General features: G+C 56.5%; 20 protein-coding genes. 16 read left to right on the forward strand and 4 right to left on the reverse strand.

Annotation, left to right across the window (positions count from 1 at the left end; genetic code table 11):
- Window positions 1-113 precede the first annotated feature (113 nt).
- Entirely contained in the window at window positions 114-2,375 is a 2,262-nt protein-coding gene (gene metE / locus JO226_RS22770) for a 5-methyltetrahydropteroyltriglutamate--homocysteine S-methyltransferase (protein ID WP_296407776.1), read from the forward strand.
- 48 nt (window positions 2,376-2,423) lie between these two features.
- Here the strand turns inward: metE and JO226_RS22775 are convergent, their stop codons facing one another.
- Window positions 2,424-3,227: a dienelactone hydrolase family protein gene (locus tag JO226_RS22775; protein WP_296407778.1), complete on the reverse strand. Its 804-nt coding sequence runs from the start codon at window positions 3,225-3,227 to the stop codon at window positions 2,424-2,426.
- Between the two features lie 266 nt (window positions 3,228-3,493).
- Between JO226_RS22775 and udp the strand changes: the two genes are divergently transcribed.
- From udp to tatD, 9 genes are all read left to right on the forward strand, one after another.
- Complete coding sequence (gene udp / locus JO226_RS22780; RefSeq protein WP_296407780.1) at window positions 3,494-4,255, forward strand: uridine phosphorylase; 762 nt, start codon at window positions 3,494-3,496, stop codon at window positions 4,253-4,255.
- 139 nt (window positions 4,256-4,394) lie between these two features.
- On the forward strand, window positions 4,395-5,840 hold the full coding sequence (gene rmuC, locus JO226_RS22785; protein ID WP_296407782.1) for a DNA recombination protein RmuC: 1,446 nt from the start codon (window positions 4,395-4,397) through the stop codon (window positions 5,838-5,840).
- A 66-nt stretch (window positions 5,841-5,906) separates the two neighbouring features.
- Window positions 5,907-6,662, forward strand: a complete 756-nt coding sequence (ubiE, locus tag JO226_RS22790; protein WP_013368148.1) for a bifunctional demethylmenaquinone methyltransferase/2-methoxy-6-polyprenyl-1,4-benzoquinol methylase UbiE — start codon at window positions 5,907-5,909, stop codon at window positions 6,660-6,662.
- A 12-nt stretch (window positions 6,663-6,674) separates the two neighbouring features.
- Entirely contained in the window at window positions 6,675-7,280 is a 606-nt protein-coding gene (locus tag JO226_RS22795) for an SCP2 domain-containing protein (RefSeq protein ID WP_296407785.1), read from the forward strand.
- The gene (gene ubiB, locus JO226_RS22800; protein WP_296407788.1) at window positions 7,277-8,917 is read left to right on the forward strand and encodes a ubiquinone biosynthesis regulatory protein kinase UbiB; all 1,641 of its coding nucleotides are present in this window, start codon (window positions 7,277-7,279) and stop codon (window positions 8,915-8,917) included. Before JO226_RS22795 ends, ubiB begins: the two co-directional genes overlap by 4 nt.
- 76 nt (window positions 8,918-8,993) lie before the next feature.
- A complete protein-coding gene (tatA, locus tag JO226_RS22805) occupies window positions 8,994-9,254 on the forward strand; it encodes a Sec-independent protein translocase subunit TatA (protein WP_296407790.1) in 261 nt (86 codons plus the stop codon).
- 3 nt (window positions 9,255-9,257) lie between these two features.
- Entirely contained in the window at window positions 9,258-9,782 is a 525-nt protein-coding gene (gene tatB / locus JO226_RS22810) for a Sec-independent protein translocase protein TatB (RefSeq protein WP_296407791.1), read from the forward strand.
- Between the two features lie 2 nt (window positions 9,783-9,784).
- Complete coding sequence (gene tatC, locus JO226_RS22815; protein WP_296407794.1) at window positions 9,785-10,567, forward strand: Sec-independent protein translocase subunit TatC; 783 nt, start codon at window positions 9,785-9,787, stop codon at window positions 10,565-10,567.
- Window positions 10,568-10,609: 42 nt separating this feature from the next.
- Window positions 10,610-11,392, forward strand: coding sequence for a 3'-5' ssDNA/RNA exonuclease TatD (tatD, locus tag JO226_RS22820; RefSeq protein WP_296407796.1), 783 nt, complete (start codon window positions 10,610-10,612; stop codon window positions 11,390-11,392).
- A 2-nt stretch (window positions 11,393-11,394) separates the two neighbouring features.
- Here tatD and rfaH read toward each other — a convergent pair whose 3' ends face one another.
- On the reverse strand, window positions 11,395-11,883 hold the full coding sequence (gene rfaH / locus JO226_RS22825) for a transcription/translation regulatory transformer protein RfaH (RefSeq protein ID WP_296407798.1): 489 nt from the start codon (window positions 11,881-11,883) through the stop codon (window positions 11,395-11,397).
- A gap of 173 nt (window positions 11,884-12,056) precedes the next feature.
- On the opposite strand from rfaH, the gene ubiD reads away from it, so the two are divergent.
- The gene (ubiD, locus tag JO226_RS22830) at window positions 12,057-13,541 is read left to right on the forward strand and encodes a 4-hydroxy-3-polyprenylbenzoate decarboxylase (RefSeq protein WP_296407800.1); all 1,485 of its coding nucleotides are present in this window, start codon (window positions 12,057-12,059) and stop codon (window positions 13,539-13,541) included.
- A gap of 41 nt (window positions 13,542-13,582) precedes the next feature.
- Complete coding sequence (fre, locus tag JO226_RS22835) at window positions 13,583-14,287, forward strand: NAD(P)H-flavin reductase (protein ID WP_296407801.1); 705 nt, start codon at window positions 13,583-13,585, stop codon at window positions 14,285-14,287.
- Window positions 14,288-14,379: 92 nt separating this feature from the next.
- Here the strand turns inward: fre and fadA are convergent, their stop codons facing one another.
- Window positions 14,380-15,543 carry an acetyl-CoA C-acyltransferase FadA gene (gene fadA, locus JO226_RS22840; protein WP_296407803.1) on the reverse strand — a complete coding sequence of 388 codons (1,164 nt, stop codon included), beginning with the start codon at window positions 15,541-15,543 and terminating at the stop codon, window positions 14,380-14,382.
- 9 nt (window positions 15,544-15,552) lie between these two features.
- The gene (fadB, locus tag JO226_RS22845) at window positions 15,553-17,742 is read right to left on the reverse strand and encodes a fatty acid oxidation complex subunit alpha FadB (RefSeq protein WP_296407806.1); all 2,190 of its coding nucleotides are present in this window, start codon (window positions 17,740-17,742) and stop codon (window positions 15,553-15,555) included.
- Between the two features lie 187 nt (window positions 17,743-17,929).
- Here fadB and pepQ point away from each other — a divergent pair, with 187 nt between their 5' ends.
- From pepQ to hemG, 4 genes are read left to right on the forward strand one after another with little or no spacing between them, the layout of a single operon-like run.
- Window positions 17,930-19,261: a Xaa-Pro dipeptidase gene (pepQ, locus tag JO226_RS22850; protein WP_296407809.1), complete on the forward strand. Its 1,332-nt coding sequence runs from the start codon at window positions 17,930-17,932 to the stop codon at window positions 19,259-19,261.
- A complete protein-coding gene (locus tag JO226_RS22855; RefSeq protein WP_296407811.1) occupies window positions 19,261-19,875 on the forward strand; it encodes an IMPACT family protein in 615 nt (204 codons plus the stop codon). Before pepQ ends, JO226_RS22855 begins: the two co-directional genes overlap by 1 nt.
- Before the next feature lie 39 nt (window positions 19,876-19,914).
- A complete protein-coding gene (trkH, locus tag JO226_RS22860) occupies window positions 19,915-21,366 on the forward strand; it encodes a Trk system potassium transporter TrkH (protein WP_296407821.1) in 1,452 nt (483 codons plus the stop codon).
- Window positions 21,367-21,377: 11 nt separating this feature from the next.
- Window positions 21,378-21,911 carry a menaquinone-dependent protoporphyrinogen IX dehydrogenase gene (gene hemG / locus JO226_RS22865; RefSeq protein WP_296407812.1) on the forward strand — a complete coding sequence of 178 codons (534 nt, stop codon included), beginning with the start codon at window positions 21,378-21,380 and terminating at the stop codon, window positions 21,909-21,911.
- Window positions 21,912-22,226: the final 315 nt, after the last annotated feature.

Genomic DNA, 22,226 nt, shown 5'->3' on the forward strand with positions numbered 1-22,226 from the left:
CACTTCGGCATGAATAAATTGCGCTTGAGGAATATACAGTACCTGCTGATTATGGATGTGTAAACATCTGGATGGCTAAATACATCAAAACCGCATCAGACAAGGGGCATCACATGACAGTTCGTAACCACACCCTCGGGTTTCCTCGCGTCGGCCTGCGTCGCGAATTGAAAAAAGCGCAAGAGAGCTACTGGGCGGGCAATTCCACCCGTGAAACGCTGCTGGCTGTGGGGCGCGAGCTGCGCGCTCGTCACTGGGAACAGCAGAAAGAGGCCGGTATCGACCTGCTGCCGGTCGGTGATTTTGCCTGGTACGACCATGTGCTGACCACCAGCCTGCTGCTCGGCAACGTGCCGACTCGTCATCAGAACAACGACGGCTCCGTGGATATCGATACCCTGTTCCGCATCGGTCGCGGTCGTGCCCCGACCGGTGAGCCGGCGGCGGCGGCGGAAATGACCAAATGGTTTAACACTAACTACCACTATATGGTGCCGGAGTTCACGAAGGGCCAGCAGTTCAAACTGACCTGGACTCAGTTGCTGGATGAAGTGGACGAAGCGCTGGCGCTCGGCCACAGCGTGAAGCCGGTGCTGCTGGGGCCGGTGACTTATCTGTGGCTGGGTAAAGTGAAAGGCGAGCCATTCGACCGTCTGAGCCTGCTAAACGATATCCTGCCGGTGTATAAGCAGGTGCTGACTGATCTGGCTAAACGCGGCGTTGAGTGGGTGCAGATTGATGAACCGAGCCTGGTGCTTGAGCTGCCGCAGGCGTGGCTGGACGCTTTTAAGCCAGCCTATGACGCACTCGCGGGGCAGACGAAACTGCTGCTGACCACCTATTTCGAAGGCGTGACGCCGAACCTCGATACCATCACCGCGCTGCCGGTACAGGGCCTGCACGTTGATCTGGTACACGGTAAAGACGCGGTTGCCGAACTGCACCAACGTCTGCCAGCGGACTGGCTGCTCTCTGCCGGTCTGGTGAACGGTCGTAATGTCTGGCGCGCGGATCTGAGTGAGAAATATGCGCAGATTAAGGACCTCGTGGGTAAACGTGAGCTGTGGGTGGCGTCGTCCTGCTCCTTGCTGCACAGCCCTATCGATCTCAGCGTTGAAACGCGTCTGGATGCGGAAGTGAAGAACTGGTTCGCCTTCGCGCTGCAAAAATGCCACGAACTTTCCCTGCTGCGCGATGCGCTGAACAGCGGCGAGACGGCGGCGATTGCCGGGTGGAGCAAACCGATTCAGGCTCGCCGCCATTCTACGCGTGTACATAATGCCGCCGTTGAGAAACGCCTGGCGGCGATCACCGCCCAGGACAGCCAGCGCCAGAACCCGTATCCGCAGCGCGCGAAAGCCCAGCGCGAGCGCTATAACCTGCCAGCATGGCCGACGACGACCATCGGCTCTTTCCCGCAAACCACAGAGATTCGCGGTCTGCGTCTGGACTTCAAAAAGGGCGCGCTGGATGCCAACCACTACCGTACCGGCATTGCCGAACACATCAAACAGGCGATTGTTGAGCAGGAGCGCCTGGGGCTGGACGTGCTGGTGCATGGCGAAGCGGAACGTAACGACATGGTGGAGTATTTCGGCGAGCATCTGGACGGATTCGTCTTCACCCAGAACGGCTGGGTGCAGAGCTACGGTTCACGCTGCGTGAAGCCGCCAGTGGTTATCGGCGATATCAGCCGTCCGCAGGCGATTACCGTTGAATGGGCGAAGTATGCTCAGTCGCTCACCGACAAGCCGGTAAAAGGCATGCTGACCGGCCCGGTGACGATCCTCTGCTGGTCATTCCCGCGTGAAGACGTCAGCCGTGAAACTATCGCCAAACAGATTGCGCTGGCGCTGCGTGATGAAGTGGCGGATCTGGAGGCGGCAGGGATTGGCATCATTCAGATTGATGAACCGGCGCTGCGCGAAGGTTTACCGCTTAAGCGCAGCGACTGGGATGCTTATCTGGCCTGGGGCGTAGAGGCGTTTCGCATCAACGCCGCGGTGGCGAAAGATGACACGCAGATCCACACCCATATGTGCTACTGCGAGTTCAACGACATCATGGATGCTATCGCGGCGCTGGATGCTGACGTGATCACCATCGAAACCTCGCGTTCGGATATGGAACTGCTGGAGTCGTTCGAAGAGTTCGAGTACCCGAATGAAATCGGCCCGGGCGTGTACGACATCCATTCCCCGAACGTCCCGAGCGTGGAATGGATTGAAGCCCTGCTGAAGAAAGCCGCCCAGCGTATCCCGGCGGAACGTCTGTGGGTGAACCCGGACTGCGGCCTGAAAACCCGCGGCTGGCCGGAAACGCGCAGCGCGCTGGCGAACATGGTGAAAGCGGCACAGAATTTGCGTCAGGAATAAGCAAGGCATTATCTGTAAACAGGCCCGGGAAACCGGGCCTGTTTTGCTTTATTTTTTGGCGCCGTAGCGCGAAAACCATTCCAGCATCCGCTGCCAGCCGTCTTTCGCCGATTCTTCGTGATAGCTCGGACGGTAGTCCGCATTGAAGGCATGCCCGGCATCCGGATAGATGATGATTTCCGCATGGGCATTGGCTGCCCGTAACGCGTGGCGCATGGTCTCCACGCTCTCTGGCGAAATACTGGCATCCTGGCCGCCGTACAGTCCTAAGACCGGCGCATTCAGCTCAACGGCAATATCCACCGGGTGTTTCGGCGAGTTCAGCGATTTCTCGCCAACCAGCTTGCCATACCAGGCCACGGCGGCTTTAAGCTGCGGATTATGCGCGGCATACAGCCAGGCGATACGCCCGCCCCAGCAAAACCCGGTAATCAGCAGGCGATGGACATCGCCGCCGTTGCGCGATGCCCAACTGGCGACATGATCGAGGTCGGCCAGCACCTGGGTATCGGGAACTTTAGACACCAGCCCGCTGAACAGTGAGGGGATGTCAGCATAATCGTCAGGATTGCCCTGGCGGAAATAGAGTTCCGGCGCAATGGCCAGATAGCCCTCCAGCGCCAGGCGACGACAGATATCGCGGATATGCTCATGCACGCCGAAAATTTCCTGTACCACAATAACTACCGGCAGCGGGCCAGTCGCCTGTTTGGGGCGGGCATGGAACGCCGGCATGTTGTCGCCTTGCGAGGGGATTGACGTCTCTCCTGAGGAAATCGCGTCTTCTGGGGTACTGACGATGGTAGAGGCCAGGGGGGAGGCCGCAGGTGCAAAACCTGTTTTTTGAGTCATGGTATTCTCCGTACCTTCTGAAACTGTGCCATGTCGCGCAATGTTAACTATAGACCGCAGGTTAACGATCCACAGTGCCAGAAACGGGCTATCTTTTGTGCAGTAACGGAAGGGACAGTCTGTTAATGTGATTGAGGTCACCATTTAACGGAAAATTAATGCAATCATTTTCATTGGTGGTGATAGGCGTCACGAAAAGAGTCCCGTGGCTTCTGTAAAGTACCTTTTTGCTTGTGCTGACAAATCGACCCACAGAGGAGTTTTATATGTCCAAGTCTGATGTTTTTCATCTCGGCCTCACCAAAAACGATTTACAAGGGGCCCAGCTTGCTATCGTCCCTGGCGATCCTGAGCGAGTGGAAAAGATCGCCGCGCTGATGGATAAGCCGGTAAAACTGGCATCACATCGTGAATTTACGTCCTGGCGCGCTGAGCTTGATGGCAAACCGGTTATCGTGTGCTCCACCGGTATCGGCGGCCCGTCCACCTCCATCGCGGTCGAAGAACTGGCACAGCTGGGCATTCGCACTTTCCTGCGCGTTGGGACGACCGGCGCTATTCAGCCGCATATCAATGTCGGCGACGTGCTGGTGACCACCGCTTCTGTGCGTCTTGATGGCGCCAGCCTGCACTTCGCGCCGATGGAATATCCGGCGGTGGCGGATTTCACCTGTACCACGGCGCTGGTTGACGCGGCGAAAGCCGTTGGCGCGACCACCCACGTGGGTGTGACCGCGTCTTCAGATACTTTCTACCCAGGTCAGGAACGTTATGACACCTTCTCCGGCCGCGTGGTGAACCGCTTCAAAGGCTCCATGGAAGAGTGGCAGTCCATGGGCGTGATGAACTACGAAATGGAATCCGCAACGCTGCTGACCATGTGCTCCAGCCAGGGGCTGCGCGCCGGTATGGTGGCGGGCGTTATTGTTAACCGTACCCAGCAGGAAATTCCGAACGCGGAAACCATGAAGCAGACGGAAAGCCACGCGGTGAAAATCGTGGTGGAAGCCGCCCGTCGCCTGCTGTAATCGACCCCTCCCTTATTAAGGCCGACATGTTCGGCCTTTTTCTTTTTGCGTAGCGCCTCGCAGGAAACTCCTTTCAAACTGGACGTTTATACAGCACAATTCTATTTTGTGCGGGTAATACCTTGATGCAGGGGGCGTTGTGGATATCTCTATCATTATTTATGCCGTTGTGGCGCTTGCGGCCATGCTGGTCGGGTGGCTGGCGGCAAGCTACCGTCACGCGCAGCAGCAGGCGGATTTACTGGCCGAACAACGGGATATCTTTGGTGAGCTAAGCGCGGCAAAACAACAGCTTGCGCAAAATGAGCACTGGCGCGACGAGTGTGAGCTGCTGAACAATGAGCTGCGCAGCCTGCGTGAAATCAACACCTCTCTGGAGGCGGATCTCCGTGAAGTCTCTACCCGTCTGGAATCCACCCAACTGCACGCCGAAGATAAAATTCGCCAGATGATGAACAGCGAGCAACGTCTTAGCGAGCAGTTTGAAAACCTTGCCAACCGCATCTTTGAACACAGCAACCGGCGGGTAGATGAGCAAAATCGCCAGAGCCTGCATGGGTTGCTGACGCCGCTGCGTGAGCAACTGGACGGCTTTCGCCGCCAGGTGCAGGAGAGCTTTGGCCAGGAGGCGAGGGAGCGACACACGCTGGCCCATGAGATTCGCAACCTGCAGCAGTTGAATGCGCAGATGGCGCAGGAAGCCGTCAACCTGACGAAGGCGCTGAAGGGCGACAACAAAACCCAGGGCAACTGGGGAGAAGTGGTGTTAACCCGCGTGCTGGAGGCTTCGGGGCTGCGCGAAGGCTATGAATATCAGACCCAGGTCAGCATTGAGACCGAGTCCCGCGCGCGTATGCAGCCGGATGTCATCGTCCGTTTGCCGCAGGGTAAAGATGTGGTTATTGACGCCAAAATGACGCTGGTGGCCTATGAGCGCTATTTCAATGCGGAGGATGACGGCGTGCGGGAAGTCGCGCTGCAGGAGCATGTCGCCTCGCTGCGCAACCATATCCGACTGCTTGGCCGCAAAGATTATCAGCAGCTTCCGGGACTGCGCAGCCTTGATTATGTCCTGATGTTTATTCCGGTCGAACCCGCGTTTTTGCTGGCGATAGACCGCCAGCCGGAACTGATTACCGAAGCGCTGAAAAACAACATTATGCTGGTCAGCCCCACGACGCTGCTGGTGGCGCTGCGCACGATAGCCAATCTGTGGCGCTATGAGCTCCAGAGTCGCAATGCGCAACAGATTGCCGACCGTGCCAGCCGCCTGTACGACAAAATGCGGTTGTTCGTCGATGATATGTCTGCAATTGGGCAGAGTCTCGACAAAGCCCAGGACAACTATCGGCAGGCAATGAAAAAATTGGCCACCGGACGTGGCAATTTACTGGTACAGGCGGAGTCCTTTCGCCACCTCGGCGTTGAGGTCAAACGCGAGATTAATCCGGATTTAGTCGAGCAGGCCACGGCAGCAGAGGAAGAACCGCGCCTGCACGATGCTCAGGCGTCAAATGAAGACCGCACGTTAACCTCGTCTGATGCGGCGCACGGCGTTTCCCCGCGCTTTTCGCAGCAAGGTTGAACCATAGGGTAAACGCGCCCAATCTGTTACACTCGACGAACATTTTTTGGATAAGCAGGCATTGAGATGGTTGAGGATTCACAAGAAACGACGCACTTTGGCTTCCAGACGGTCGCCAAATCGCAGAAGGCTGACATGGTGGCACATGTATTCCATTCTGTTGCCGCTAAGTACGATGTCATGAATGACCTGATGTCATTTGGTATCCATCGTTTGTGGAAACGCTTCACCATCGACTGCAGCGGCGTGCGCCGTGGGCAGAAAGTGCTCGATCTGGCTGGCGGAACCGGCGACCTGACCGCGAAGTTTTCGCGTCTGGTTGGTGAAACGGGCCGCGTCGTTCTTGCTGATATCAACGACTCTATGCTCAAAATGGGGCGTGAAAAGCTGCGCAACATCGGTGTGGTCGGTAATGTGGAATATGTGCAGGCGAACGCCGAAGCGCTGCCTTTTCCGGATAACACGTTTGACTGTATCACCATTTCCTTTGGTCTTCGCAACGTGACAGATAAAGACAAAGCCCTGCGCTCCATGTACCGCGTACTGAAGCCGGGTGGGCGTCTGCTGGTGCTGGAGTTTTCCAAACCGATTATCGAGCCGCTGAGTAAGGCCTACGATGCCTACTCGTTCCACATACTGCCGCGTATTGGTGAAATGGTTGCTAACGATGCGGAAAGCTATCGCTACCTGGCAGAATCTATCCGTATGCATCCGGATCAGCCGACCCTGAAGGCGATGATGCAGGATGCGGGTTTTGACAGTGTGGATTACTACAACCTGACGGCGGGCATTGTGGCGCTGCATCGCGGCTACAAGTTCTGACAGGAGTGCATCATGCCTTTTCAACCCTTAGTGACCGCAGGTATTGAAAGCGCGTTGAATACTTTCCTGTGGCGCGAACGCGCGCTGAAACCGGCGCGCCAGCGGCTCTTGGGGAAAGTGCTGCGTGTGGAGTTGAAAGAGTTCACGTCGCCGCTGGTGCTGGTGTTCAGCGATCGGCAAATTGACGTACTCGGCGCATGGGAAGGCGAAGCCGACTGCACGGTCATGACGCGCGTCGGCGTGTTGCCGCAGTTGCGTAACCGACAGCAACTGACGGCGCTTATTCGCAGCGGCGATCTCGAAGTCGATGGTGATCTGCAGGTTGTACAGAATTTTGTCGCGCTCGCCGACCTGGCGGAGTTCGACCCCGCCGAGTTGCTGGCGCCCTATACTGGAGATATCGCCGCAGAGGGCGTCAGTAAAGTGTTGCGTGGCGGCGCAAGGTTCCTCAAACGCGGTCTGCAGCGCCAGCAGCAGTATGTTGCACAAGCGATCACTGAAGAGTGGCGCATGGCGCCGGGACCGTTGGAAGTCGCGTGGTTTGCTGAAGAGACGGCGGCGGTTGAACGCGCCGTCGAAGCCTTCAGCAAACGGCTGGAAAAACTGGAGGGGAAATGACGCCAGGGGAAATTCGGCGCCTGTATTTTATCATCCATACTTTTTTGAGTTACGGGCTTGATGAGCTCATTCCCAAAATTCGTATTACGCTGCCGCTACGTATCTGGCGACGTATGCTTTTCTGGATGCCGAACCGCCATAAACATCAGCCGTTAGGCGAACGCCTGCGTCTTGCGCTGCAGCAACTGGGGCCGGTATGGATCAAATTCGGTCAGATGCTCTCTACCCGCCGCGATCTTTTCCCGCCGCAAATCGCCGATCAGCTGGCGCTATTGCAGGACCGCGTGGCGCCGTTCGACGGCGCGCTGGCGCAAAAGCAGATCGAAAAGGCGATGGGCGATATTCCGGTAGAAAGCTGGTTTGACGATTTCGATGTTCAGCCGCTGGCGTCTGCGTCTATCGCGCAGGTACATACCGCGAAGCTGAAAGAAAACGGCCAGGAGGTGGTTATCAAAGTGATCCGCCCTGATATCCTGCCGGTCATCAAAGCGGATATGAAGCTTATCTATCGCCTGGCGCGTTGGGTGCCTCGCCTGCTGCCGGATGGTCGCCGTCTGCGTCCGCTGGAAGTGGTGCGCGAGTATGAAAAAACGCTGATTGACGAGCTGAACCTGCTGCGTGAGGCGGCGAACGCCATCCAGCTGCGGCGCAATTTCGAAAACAGCCCCATGCTGTATGTGCCTGAGGTTTTCTCCGACTATTGCAGCCAGAACATGCTGGTAATGGAGCGTATCTACGGTATCCCGGTATCGGATATCGAAACACTGGAGAAGCAGGGTACGAACATGAAACTGCTGGCCGAGCGCGGCGTGCAGGTATTCTTCACCCAGGTGTTTCGCGACAGCTTTTTCCATGCGGATATGCATCCGGGGAATATCTTTGTCAGCTACGAGCACCCGGAAAACCCAAAATATATCGGCATTGACTGCGGTATCGTCGGCTCGCTGAATAAAGAAGATAAGCGCTATCTGGCGGAAAACTTTATTGCCTTCTTCAACCGCGATTACCGCAAGGTTGCCGAGCTGCACGTGGATTCCGGCTGGGTGCCTGCCGATACTAACGTTGAAGAGTTTGAATTTGCGATTCGTACGGTGTGTGAACCCATTTTTGAAAAACCGCTGGCGGAAATTTCCTTCGGCCACGTGCTGTTGAATCTGTTTAATACCGCGCGCCGCTTCAATATGGAAGTGCAGCCGCAGCTGGTTTTACTGCAAAAAACATTACTTTACGTTGAGGGCGTAGGAAGGCAGCTCTATCCTCAGTTAGACTTATGGAAGACGGCGAAACCTTTCCTTGAATCATGGCTCAAAGATCAGGTGGGGCTTCCGGCGCTGGCGCGTGCATTAAAAGAGAAAGCGCCGTTCTGGATCGAAAAAATGCCGGAAATTCCTGAACTGATTTATGACACTTTGCGCCAGGGCAAACACCTGCAGCTGAGCATTGATAAAATCGCCCGCGCAATGGAAGCGAATCCTGTTCGTCAGGGGCAGTCTCGTTATCTGTTTGGCGTCGGGTCGGTGCTCATGCTCAGCGGTACATTACTGTTGATCAACCGTCCTGAGTGGGGAATGCATCCCGCCTGGCTGATGGCAGGAGGTCTGGTGGTGTGGTTTATCGGTTGGCGGAAAGGTCGCTGATTTTTGCATCATCATCAAGAAGGCGTGTAACATGCACGCCAATGGTTAATTTATCATCTGGCACAGAGGAACATGTATGGGTGGTATCAGTATTTGGCAGTTATTGATTATCGTCGTTATCGTAGTTCTGCTTTTCGGGACGAAAAAGCTGAGCTCGTTGGGGTCTGACCTGGGCGCATCGATCAAAGGCTTTAAAAAAGCCATGAGCGATGACGAAGACAAAGACAAACAGGACAAATCCTCTCAGGACGCTGATTTCCCAACGAAATCATTGTCTGAAAAGCAGGATGACGCCAAAAAAGACGATGCAAAACGCCACGACAAAGAGCAGGTGTAATTCGTGTTCGACATTGGTTTCAGTGAACTGTTGCTGGTATTTATTATCGGCCTGGTCGTCCTTGGGCCGCAGCGGCTACCCGTTGCGGTGAAGACCGTTGCGGGATGGGTGCGTGCGCTGCGCTCCCTGGCATCAACGGTACAAAATGAGCTCGCTCAGGAGCTGAAACTGCAGGAGTTTCAGGAAAGCCTGAAAAAGGTCGAAAAAGCCAGTCTGGATAATCTGACGCCCGAGCTAAAAGCCTCTATGGATGAGCTGCGTGAAGCGGCGGAGTCGATGAAGCGTTCCTACACGCAGCACGATCCGGAAAAAGCGGGCGACGAAGCCAATACTATCCATAGCCCGGCGGCGAAGGCGGATGACGCGCCGCCTGCGGCGGCGGAGCTTCAGACCCACGGCGACGCTCGGGCAACTGAATCCATGTCCACTGAACAGAACGCGGCGGCGCCTGACGAGAAGGTCAGCGCGAGCGTAAAGACGACGGCACCGGTTGCCGAACCATCCCCCGTATCGAGTGATAAACCGTAAACATGGGCGTAGAAGATACTCAACCGCTGATCGCGCATTTGATTGAGCTCCGTAAACGCCTGATCAACTGCATCATTGCGGTCTTTGTGATTTTTCTGGCGTTGGTTTACTTCGCCAATGACATTTATCAGCTGGTTTCGGCGCCGCTCATCAAGCATATGCCGGCAGGGGCGACGATGATTGCGACCGACGTCGCGTCGCCGTTCTTCACCCCGATCAAGCTGACCTTTATGGTCTCCATCATTCTGTCTGCGCCGGTTATTCTTTATCAGGTGTGGGCGTTTGTGGCGCCAGCGCTGTATAAACATGAACGCCGTCTGGTGGTGCCGTTGCTGGTCTCCAGTACGCTACTGTTCTATATCGGTATGGCGTTCGCGTACTTCGTGGTCTTCCCGCTGGCGTTTGGTTTCCTGACCCACACCGCGCCTGTCGGCGTGCAGGTGTCGACGGATATCCGCAGCTACCTCGATTTCGTTATGGCGCTGTTTATGGCCTTCGGCGTGTCGTTTGAGGTGCCGGTCGCCATTGTGCTGCTGTGTTGGGTGGGCGTGACCACGCCGGAAGACTTGCGTAAGAAGCGCCCTTACGTGCTGGTTGGCGCGTTTGTGGTGGGGATGTTGCTGACGCCGCCGGACGTGTTTTCGCAGACGCTGCTTGCCATTCCGATGTATTGCTTGTTTGAAGTGGGGATCTTTTTCTCGCGCTTCTATACCGGCAAACGGTTGACGCGCGATAGCGACGCTGAAGAAGACAGCGAATCCGAAACGGAAACCAAAGAAGAATAATCACCAGCCGCCCGAAAGGGCGGTTGTTGTATGGGAGTCTGTATGTTTGATATCGGCGTAAACCTGACCAGTTCGCAGTTTGCCCGCGACCACGATGCGGTCGTTGAGCGCGCCTTTGCGGCGGGGTTGAGCGGTATGTTGCTGACTGGTACCAATCTGCACGAAAGCGAGCGGGCGCTGACGTTAGCGCAACGCCACGCGCGCTGCTGGTCGACGGCGGGCGTGCATCCGCATGACAGTAGCCGTTGGACCCGGGAAACGGAACAGCGTGTTCGTATGCTGGCGCAGGCGCCTGAGGTGGTGGCGATCGGTGAGTGTGGTCTCGATTTCAACCGTAATTTTTCCACTCCACAGGAGCAGGAGGCGGCGTTCAGCGCTCAGCTTGCGCTGGCGGCAGAGTGCGGGATGCCGGTATTTCTCCACTGTCGCGACGCGCATGAACGGTTTATGGCGCTGCTGTCGCCCTGGCTTGATAAGCTGCCGGGTGGGGTACTGCACTGTTTTACCGGGCACCGCGACGAACTCCAGGATTGTCTGCGCCACGGGCTGTATATCGGCATTACCGGGTGGGTATGCGATGAGCGTCGTGGTCTGGCGCTGCGCGATATGCTGCCGCTGATTCCGGCGAACCGTCTGATGGTGGAAACCGATGCGCCATACCTGTTGCCGCGCGATATGATGCCAAAGCCCAGTTCACGACGTAACGAGCCTGCTTATCTGGCGCATATTATGGCGCGAATTGCCCACTGGCGGGGTGAAGATGCGCAGTGGCTTTCCCGGGAGACGGATAACAACGTGAGAAGCCTGTTTGGCGTGGCGTTTTAGCCTCAGGACTTACGGAAGTCGGTGTTTTTCACGCTTTGCAGGATCTGCTGGTTGAGCAGATTGAGCAGCAGCATGGATCGGGCCTCGCCATCGGGCTCGGTGAAAATGGCTTTCAACCCTTCAAACGCGCCTTCGGTGATAACGACGCTGTCGCCAGGGTGCGGCGTTTGCGGGTCCAGGATACCTTCCGGTTTGTAGACCGAAAGCTGGTGAATGACCGTGGAGGGAACCAGCGCCGGGTGCGCGCCAAAGCGAACGAAGTGGCTGACGCCACGCGTCGCATTGATGGTGGTGGTGTGGATGACTTCAGGGTCGAATTCCACAAACAGATAATTGGGGAAAAGTGGTTCGCTGACGGTGGTACGCTTGCCGCGGATGATTTTCTCCAGTGCAATCATAGGCGTCAGGCAATTTACGGCCTGTCGTTCGAGATGTTCCTGAGCACGCTGAAGTTGCCCACGTTTGCAGTACAGTAAATACCAGGCTTGCATAATCACTCTTTCCAAAATATCGCAGTAAGCATAACAAAAGCGCGCCGCGATAGCGAAGGCGATTCTTACCTGTGCGGATGTTCTCAGACTTCACGCTAATTTAACAAAATTACAGCATAGCGCGGCTGAAGGCCGTATAATGAAGCGCTTACAAAGAGGTTATTGTTGACTCCATGAAATACCACGATCTGCGCGACTTTCTGACATTGCTGGAACAACAGGGGGAGCTTAAACGCATCACCCTGCCTGTCGATCCCCATCTTGAAATCACCGAAATTGCCGATCGTACCCTGCGTGCGGGAGGCCCGGCGCTGCTGTTTGAAAACCCAAAGGGTTTCGACATGTCGGTGTTGTGCAACCTGTTCGGCACGCCGCGTCGCGTCGCCATGGGCATGGGGCAGGAAGATGTCAGTGCGCTGCGTGAAGTCGGAAAGCTGCTGGCGTTCCTGAAAGAGCCTGAGCCGCCGAAAGGGTTCCGTGACCTGATCGATAAGCTGCCGCAGTTCAAGCAGGTGCTGAATATGCCGACGAAGTGCCTGCGTAACGCGCCGTGTCAGCAGAAAGTGATGCAGGGCGACGACGTGGATCTCAACCGTATTCCGATCATGACCTGCTGGCCGGAAGATGCCGCGCCGCTGATTACCTGGGGGCTGACGGTAACCCGTGGCCCGCATAAAGAGCGGCAGAATCTCGGTATTTATCGTCAGCAGCTCATCGGTCGCAACAAACTTATTATGCGCTGGCTGTCGCACCGCGGCGGCGCGCTGGATTTTCAGGAGTGGTGTGCGGCACATCCGGGCGAGCGTTTCCCGGTATCGGTCGCGCTGGGCGCCGATCCTGCGACGATTCTTGGCGCGGTCACGCCAGTGCCGGACACACTGTCTGAGTACGCGTTTGCCGGGCTGCTGCGCGGCACCAAAACCGAAGTCGTGAAGTGTATCTCCAACGATCTTGAAGTTCCGGCCAGCGCGGAGATCGTGCTGGAGGGCTATATTGAAGCAGGTGAAACGGCGCCGGAAGGTCCGTATGGCGACCATACGGGTTACTACAATGAAGTAGATAGTTTTCCGGTATTTACCGTAACGCATGTGACGCAGCGCGAAGATGCGATTTACCACTCCACCTATACTGGCCGTCCGCCTGATGAGCCTGCGGTGCTGGGAGTGGCGCTCAATGAAGTGTTCGTGCCGATTCTGCAAAAGCAGTTCCCTGAGATTGTCGATTTCTACCTGCCGCCGGAAGGGTGCTCCTATCGTCTGGCGGTGGTAACGATGAAGAAACAGTACGCCGGGCACGCCAAGCGCGTCATGATGGGCGTCTGGTCGTTCCTGCGGCAGTTTATGTATACCAAGTTCGTGATTGTCTGCGATGACGACGTGAACGCGCGTGACTGGAACGACGTGATATGGGCGATAACGACCCGCATGGATCCGGCGCGTGATACGGTTCTGGTGGAGAACACGCCAATAGATTATCTGGACTTTGCCTCGCCGGTTTCCGGTTTGGGTTCAAAGATGGGGCTGGATGCCACCAATAAATGGCCTGGCGAAACCCAACGCGAATGGGGACGCCCGATTAAAAAGGATCCCGAGGTGACGGCGAGAATCGACGCCATCTGGGACGAGCTGGCTATCTTTAATGACGGTAAAAGCGCCTGAGGGCGGCCGTGTTTGCCATATAGACCCGACAGAGGGAGCGCATGACAACCTTAAGCTGTAAAGTGACATCGGTAGACGCTATTACCGACACGGTATATCGCGTTCGTTTAGAACCCGAAGCGGCATTTTCCTTTCGCGCTGGCCAGTACCTGATGGTGGTGATGGACGAGCGGGACAAACGTCCTTTCTCCATGGCGTCCACCCCCGCAGAGCACACGTTTATTGAGCTGCATATTGGCGCATCCGAGTTGAATCTGTATGCGATGGCGGTGATGGATCGCATTCTGAAAGAGCGCGAGATCGTGGTGGATATTCCCCATGGCGACGCCTGGCTGCGCGACGATGACAACACGCGTCCGATGGTGCTGATTGCCGGGGGAACCGGGTTCTCCTACGTGCGTTCTATTTTGTTAACCGCGCTGGCGCAAAACCCGAATCGCGATATCGCGATTTACTGGGGCGGGCGTGAAGAGAAGCATTTGTACGATTTAGCCGAGCTGGAAGCGCTGGCGGTTGAGCACCCGAATCTGCGGGTGGAGCCGGTGGTTGAGCAGCCTGAGCCGGGCTGGCGCGGTCGTACGGGTACGGTGCTGACGGCGGTGCTGCAGGATTACGGTACGCTGGTAGAACAGGACATCTACATTGCAGGTCGTTTTGAAATGGCGAAAATTGCCCGCGACCTGTTCTGCAACGAGCGCAACGCGCGTGAAGATCGCCTGTTCGGCGATGCGTTCTCTTTCATTTAGCGCCAGCGAAAATAAAAAAACCCGCCCCTGACAGGCGGGAAGAACGGCAACTAAACCACAGGCCGGGCTGCATATCGCAGCCCGGCTTTTTTCTACACACGTTCAAAGACGGTAGCGATCCCCTGACCTAAGCCGATACACATTGTCGCCAGGCCAAACTGGGCGTCTTTACGCTCCATCTGATTGATAAGCGTGGTGCTGATGCGCGCGCCGGAGCAGCCCAGCGGATGACCCAGGGCGATCGCGCCGCCGTTGAGGTTGATCTTCTCATCGATCTGCTCCAGCAGCCCCAGATCCTTGATACACGGCAGGATCTGCGCGGCGAACGCTTCGTTCATCTCGAAGACGTCGATATCGCGGGTGGTCAAACCGGCTTTTTTCAGCGCCAGCTTCGACGCCGGAACCGGACCGTAACCCATGATGGACGGGTCGCAACCGACGACTGCCATTGAGCGCACGCGGGCGCGTGGGGTGAGGCCCAGTTCGCGGGCGCGACTTTCGCTCATCACCAGCATGGCCGCAGCGCCATCGGAGAGGGCGGAAGAGGTGCCTGCGGTGACGGTGCCAGTCACCGGGTCAAACGCCGGGCGCAGCGTGGAGAGCGTTTCGACGGTGGTTTCCGGGCGGATAACTTCATCCCAGGTAAACTGCTTCAGCACGCCGTCAGCGTCATGACCACCGGTCGGGATAATTTCGTTTTTAAAGGCGCCCGACTGGGTGGCGGCCCAAGCGCGAGCGTGGGAGCGCGCGGCAAAGGCGTCCTGCATTTCGCGGCTGATGCCGTGCAGGCGGGAGAGCATTTCTGCGGTCAATCCCATCATACCCGCCGCTTTGGCGACATTGCGGCTCATGCCAGGGTGGAAGTCCACGCCGTGGCTCATCGGCACGTGGCCCATGTGTTCCACGCCGCCGACCAGGCAGACCGCAGCGTCACCGGTCATGATCATCCGGGTAGCGTCATGCAGCGCCTGCATTGAGGAGCCGCACAGGCGGTTGACGGTAACAGCCGGTACCGAATGCGGGATTTCCGCCAGCAGCGCCGCGTTGCGGGCGATGTTGAAACCTTGTTCCAGGGTTTGCTGTACGCAGCCCCAGTAAATATCGTCAATCGTAGTGGCATCCAGCGCCGGGTTGCGCGCCAGCAGGCTACGCATCAGGTGCGCTGAGAGATCCTCAGCGCGCACGTTGCGAAATGCGCCGCCTTTTGAGCGGCCCATCGGGGTACGAATTGCATCGACAATGACAACCTGTTCCATTGTGACTCCTTAAGCCGTTTTCAGCTCGCCAACCGGACGGGCAGGCTCAACCGGGGGATAATATGCGTCGTTATGGCGCGCTTTGCCGCGCAGGCCTTCCGGTACCTCATACAGGGCGCCGAGGTGCTGGTACTGCTGCGCCATATCGAGATACTTCGCGCTGCCCAACGTATCCAGCCAGCGGAAGGCGCCGCCGTGGAACGGAGGGAAACCTAAGCCATACACCAGCGCCATATCGGCTTCCGCCGGGCTTGCGATGATGCCTTCTTCCAGGCAACGCACCACTTCGTTGACCATCGGAATCATCATGCGGGCGATGATCTCTTCGTCGGTGAAGTCGCGCTTCGGCTTACTGACCTCGGCGAGCAGGCTGTCCACTGCCGGGTCCTCTTCTTTTTTCGGCTTACCTTTGCTGTCTTCTTTATAACGCCAGAAGCCGAGGCCGTTTTTCTGCCCATAGCGATTGGCGTCAAACAGCGCGTCGATAGCATCGCGGTAATCTTTCTGCATCCGCTGTGGGAAACCGGCCGCCATCACCGCCTGAGCGTGATGCGCGGTGTCGATGCCGACGACGTCCAGCAGATACGCCGGGCCCATCGGCCAGCCAAACTGTTTCTCCATGACTTTATCGACTTTGCGGAAATCCGCACCGTCGCGCAGCAGCTGGCTGAAACCGGCGAAATACGGGAACAACACGCGGTTAACAAAGAAACCAGGGCAGTCGTTCACCACGATTGGCGTTTTGCCCATCTTACTTGCCCATGCCACCACTTTAGCGATGGTGGTATCGGACGTTTTCTCGCCGCGAATGACCTCAACCAGCGGCATGCGGTGCACCGGGTTAAAGAAGTGCATGCCGCAGAAGTTTTCCGGGCGCTGCAGGGCGTTTGCCAGTTCGCTAATCGGTATCGTCGAGGTGTTAGAGGCCAGCACGGTATCCGGGCGAATCTTGTCTTCGGTTTCCGCCAGTACCGCTTTTTTCACTTTCGGGTTTTCGACGACGGCTTCCACGACCACATCAACGCGCTCAAAACCGGCATAGTCAAGCGTCGGGTGAATGGTCGAAATGACCCCCGCCAGCTTCAGACCATCGATTTTTCCACGTTCCAGCTGTTTGTTAAGCAGCTTGGCCGCTTCGGTCATGCCGAGCGTCAGGGACTTATCGTTGATGTCCTTCATAATGACTGGCACGCCCTTCCAGGCCGACTGGTAAGCGATACCGCCGCCCATGATGCCTGCGCCCAGTACGGCGGCCTGCTTTGGCGTCTCAACGTTTTTGGTCAGCTTTTTCGCCTGACTTTTCACAAACTGATCGTTAAGGAAGATACCGACCAGCGCGCGGGCTTCATTGGAGTGCGCCAGGGGAACAAAACTCTGGTTCTCAAGCGCCAGGGCCTCGTTGCGGCCAAGGCGGGCTGCCGCTTCAATGGTTTTTACCGCCGTCATCGGCGCCGGGTAATGCTTACCTGCCGTCTGCGCCACCATACCTTTGGCGATGGTGAAGCTCATGGCGGCTTCAATTTTGCTGAGCTTCAACGGCTCCAGTTTTGGCTGGCGTTTGGCTTTCCAGTCAAGGGCGCCGTCGATGGCCTGACGCAATATCGCCATCGCGCCATCGCGCAGCTTCTCCGCTTTGACAATGCCGTCGACCAGGCCAATTTTCAGCGCTTCTTCTGCGCCGACGTCTTTACCTGCGGCGATGATCTCCAGCGCGCTGTCGGCGCCGAGCATACGCGGCAAACGAACCGAGCCGCCAAAGCCGGGCATAATACCCAGTTTGGTCTCCGGTAGGCCGATACGCAGATCGGCCGTTGCCAGTCGATAGTCGGTCGCCAGTACGCATTCGCAACCGCCGCCAAGCGCATAGCCATTGACGGCGGAGAGGGTCGGAACCGGCAGGTCTTCCAGGCGGCTAAAGACGCTGTTGGCAAAATGCAGCCACTGGCTTAATTGTTCCTGTGGAACCTGGAACAGGGATAAAAATTCGGTGATATCGGCGCCGACGATAAACGCGGCTTTTTCAGAACGCAGCAGCAGGCCCTTGAGATCTTTTTGTTTTTCGAGGACGTCCAGCGCCTGGCCGAGGCTGGCTACGGTTGCAGTATCGAGCTTGTTGACCGAACCGGGGGCATCGAACACCAGTTCGGCAATGCCATCTTCCAGCCAGTCGAGGTACAGGGTATCGCCTTTGTAGAGCATGTCAGTCTCCTGAATCCAGCAAAGTGATCTGGTCATACCAGATGCATCGGAGTGTGGATTTTATGTTAAAAAAATGCAAATTACTCTTTAAGAAAATGACGACTGGATCACGCTCGGTAGAAATCACACCCCTGAATCGATGTGCTAAGATGCGGGGACTTATGGTCAAAAAACAGAAGGGTAAAACATGGAATCGCTGGCCACGCTCTATAAAAATCATATCGTTACGCTACAGGAACGGACCCGCAATGTGCTGGAGCGTTTTAAGCTTGATGCGCTACTTATTCATTCTGGCGAACTGTTTAACGTCTTTCTTGATGATCATCCGTACCCGTTTAAGGTAAACCCGCAGTTTAAAGCGTGGGTGCCTGTTACCCAGGTGCCGAACTGCTGGCTGCTGGTGGATGGCGTCAATAAGCCGAAGCTGTGGTTTTATCTGCCGGTAGACTATTGGCACAACGTCGAGCCGCTGCCGACCTCTTTCTGGACCGATGACGTCGAGGTGATTGCTCTGCCGAAAGCCGATGGTATTGGCGGCCAACTGCCTGCCGCGCGCGGTAATATCGCCTATATTGGGTCGGTCGCCGAGCGTGCGCTGGGGCTGGATATTGCGGCGGACAATATCAACCCGAAAGGGGTTATCGATTACCTGCACTACTACCGCGCGTATAAAACCGATTATGAACTGCTCTGCATGCGCGAAGCGCAGAAGATGGCGGTTAACGGCCACCGCGCCGCGCACGAAGCGTTTTTGTCCGGAATGAGTGAGTTTGATATTAACCTCGCTTACCTGACCGCAACGGGGCAGCGCGATACCGATGTGCCTTACAGCAATATCGTCGCGCTCAACGAGCATGCCTCCGTGCTGCATTACACCAAACTGGATCATCGCGCGCCGTCGGAAATTCGCAGCTTCCTGCTTGATGCAGGGGCGGAGTACAACGGTTATGCGGCTGACCTGACCCGAACCTGGGCGGCGCATGGCGATAACGATTTTGCTCATCTGATTAAAGATGTGAACGATGAACAACTGGCGTTGATCGGCACCATGAAGGCGGGCGTAAGCTACGTCGATTACCACGTGCAGTTCCATCAGCGCATCGCGAAACTGCTGCGTAAGCACCGCATCATTACCGATATGAGTGAAGAGGCGATGGTGGAAAACGACATTACCGGGCCGTTTATGCCGCACGGTATCGGTCATCCGCTGGGGCTGCAGGTGCACGATGCGGCTGGGTTTATGCAGGATGATACCGGCACGCATCTTGCCGCGCCGTCTAAATATCCGTACCTGCGCTGCACCCGTGTGCTGGCGCCGCGTATGGTGCTGACCATTGAACCGGGCATCTACTTTATTGAGTCCCTGCTGAGGCCATGGCGTGAAGGCCAGTTCAGCAAGCACTTCAACTGGCAGAAAATTGAAGCGCTGAAGCCGTTCGGCGGCATTCGTATTGAAGATAACGTCGTGATCCACGAGAAGAGCGTGGAGAACATGACGCGGGACCTGAAGCTGGCGTAATGGAGAGCTGGCTTATTCCGGCGGCGCCGGTCACGGTCGTTGAGGAGATCAAGAAAAGCCGCTTCATTACGCTTCTGGCGCATACCAATGGCGTAGAGGCGGCGAAAGCGTTTGTTGAGTCGGTGAAAGCGGCGCACCCGGACGCGCGCCACCACTGTGTGGCGTGGGTGGCGGGGCCGCCTGATGATTCGCAGCAGTTGGGGTTTTCCGATGATGGTGAACCGGCAGGTACCGCGGGAAAACCCATGCTTGCTCAACTGATGGGGAGCGGTGTTGGTGAGATAACCGCGGTGGTTGTCCGCTATTACGGCGGGATCCTGCTGGGTACCGGCGGTCTGGTGAAAGCCTACGGCGGCGGTGTCCATCAGGCGCTGGCGGCGCTTGTCACCGAGCGCAAGACGCCGCTAACGGAATATACGTTGCAGTGCGATTATGCCCAACTGGCGGGGGTTGAATCCTTACTTGGGCAGTTTTCCGGCAAAATTGTGAGCAGCGATTACCAGGCTGTTGTGCAACTGCGTGTGGCGCTGGCGCAGGCTGAACTGGCGGCTTTTTCGGTCAAACTGGCTGATTTTAGTCGTGGCGCGTTGCAATTGCGCGAGATTGACGAATAATCCCCGGTTTACTTTTGTTTATCTAAGGAAGCGGTAGTGATGCATTTTCGCGCCATAACCCGAATCGTTGGCCTTCTGGTCATTTTGTTTTCAGGAACGATGATTGTTCCCGGGCTGGTGGCATTGATATACCGCGATGGCGCAGGACGCGCGTTCACGCAGACGTTTTTCGTCGCGCTGGCGATTGGCTCTCTGTTGTGGTGGCCTAACCGTAAGCAAAAAGGCGAGCTCAAATCCCGCGAAGGTTTTCTTATTGTTGTGCTGTTCTGGACGGTGCTGGGGAGCGTGGGTGCGTTGCCCTTCATTTTTGCCGAGCAGCCGAACCTGACGGTGACTGACGCTTTCTTTGAATCCTTCTCCGGCTTAACGACGACCGGCGCGACGACGCTGGTGGGGTTGGATTCGCTTCCCCATGCCATCCTCTTTTACCGCCAGATGCTACAGTGGTTTGGCGGCATGGGGATCATTGTGCTGGCGGTGGCCATCCTGCCGATACTGGGCGTCGGGGGAATGCAGCTCTATCGGGCCGAAATGCCCGGACCGTTGAAAGATAACAAAATGCGCCCGCGTATCGCTGAGACGGCGAAAACGCTGTGGCTGATTTATGTGTTGCTGACGGTAGCCTGCGCGCTGGCGCTGTGGTTTGCGGGGATGCCCGCCTTTGACGCGATTGGGCACAGCTTTGCCACTATCGCTATCGGCGGTTTCTCCACGCACGATGCCAGCGTGGGCTACTTCAACAGCCCAACGATCAACACCATCATCGCTATCTTCCTTTTAATCTCCGGATGTAACTATGGCCTGCACTTTTCACTGCTGAGCGGTCGTAGCCTCAAGGTTTACTGGCGCGACCCCGAATTCAGAATGTTTATCGGTGTGCAGCTGACGCTGGTGGTGGTGTGTACCTTGGTGCTGTGGTTCCACGATGTTTATAACTCGGCGATGACGACGCTCAACCAGGCGTTTTTTCAGGTCGTGTCAATGGCGACGACCGCAGGTTTCACCACCGACAGCATCGCACGTTGGCCGCTGTTCCTGCCGGTACTGCTGCTGTGCTCCGCGTTTATCGGCGGTTGCGCGGGGTCAACGGGAGGGGGGTTGAAGGTTATCCGTATCCTGCTGTTGTTTAAGCAGGGCAATCGCGAGCTGAAGCGTCTGGTACACCCGAATGCGGTGTACAGCATCAAGCTTGGCAACCGCGCGCTGCCGGAACGTATTCTGGAGGCGGTGTGGGGCTTCTTCTCCGCTTACGCGCTGGTCTTTATTGTCAGCATGCTGGCTATCATCGCGACTGGTGTGGATGATTTCTCGGCATTTGCGTCCGTTGTGGCGACCCTCAATAACCTCGGACCGGGACTTGGCGTGGTAGCCGACAACTTTGCCAGCATGAACCCGGTTGCGAAATGGATCCTGATTGCCAATATGCTGTTTGGTCGTCTGGAGGTCTTTACGCTGCTGGTGCTGTTTACCCCCACCTTCTGGCGCGAATAACAGGAGTGTCTGTGAAACTATTGATTCTGTTCTCCACGCGCGATGGGCAAACGCGCGAAATTGCCGCTTCGCTGGCGTCCGAACTTAAAGAGCAGGGCTTCGACGTGGATGTCGTGAACCTGCATCGTTCGGAGCAGATTGACTGGCAGGCCTATCATGGCGTGGTGATTGGCGCATCGATTCGTTACGGACACTTTCATCCGCTGCTCGAGAGCTTCGTGAAAAAGCATCAACAGTCGCTGGCGCAGGTGCCTTCCGCGTTTTACTCGGTGAACCTGGTGGCGCGCAAGCCGGAGAAGAGTACGCCGCAAACCAATAGCTATACGCGCAAGTTTCTGTTGCACTCACCGTGGCATCCGGATCTTTGTGCCGTTTTCGCCGGGGCGCTGCGTTACCCCCGTTACCGCTGGTTCGATCGCTTTATGATTCGGTTGATTATGAAGATGACCGGTGGGGAAACCGACACACATAAAGAGGTGGTGTATACCGACTGGCGTCAGGTTGCCGTTTTTGCCCAGGAAATCGCTCATTTCGTGCGCAAATAGCCTGTAAAACCGGCTCATCGCCTGGAAAATAGCCGAACGAAAAGTTTTTTGAAATTTCCTCTTGTCACTTCAGAATTACTCCCTATAATGCGCCTCCACTGACACGGAACAACGGCCTGTAAGCCGCCGGGTCAGCGGGGTTCTCCGGTGAAAACCAGCGATGAACACCACAGAGAAAAGCAAAAATAAACGCTTGACTCTGAATGAGGAAAACGTATTATACGGGACCTCGCAACGGTGAGCGAAAGCCGCGTTGCACTGCTCTTTAACAATTTATCAGACAATCTGTGTGGGCACTCAAAGTGACATGGATTC

This window comes from Pluralibacter sp. (assembly GCF_019237635.1).
Lineage (GTDB): Bacteria > Pseudomonadota > Gammaproteobacteria > Enterobacterales > Enterobacteriaceae > Enterobacter_B.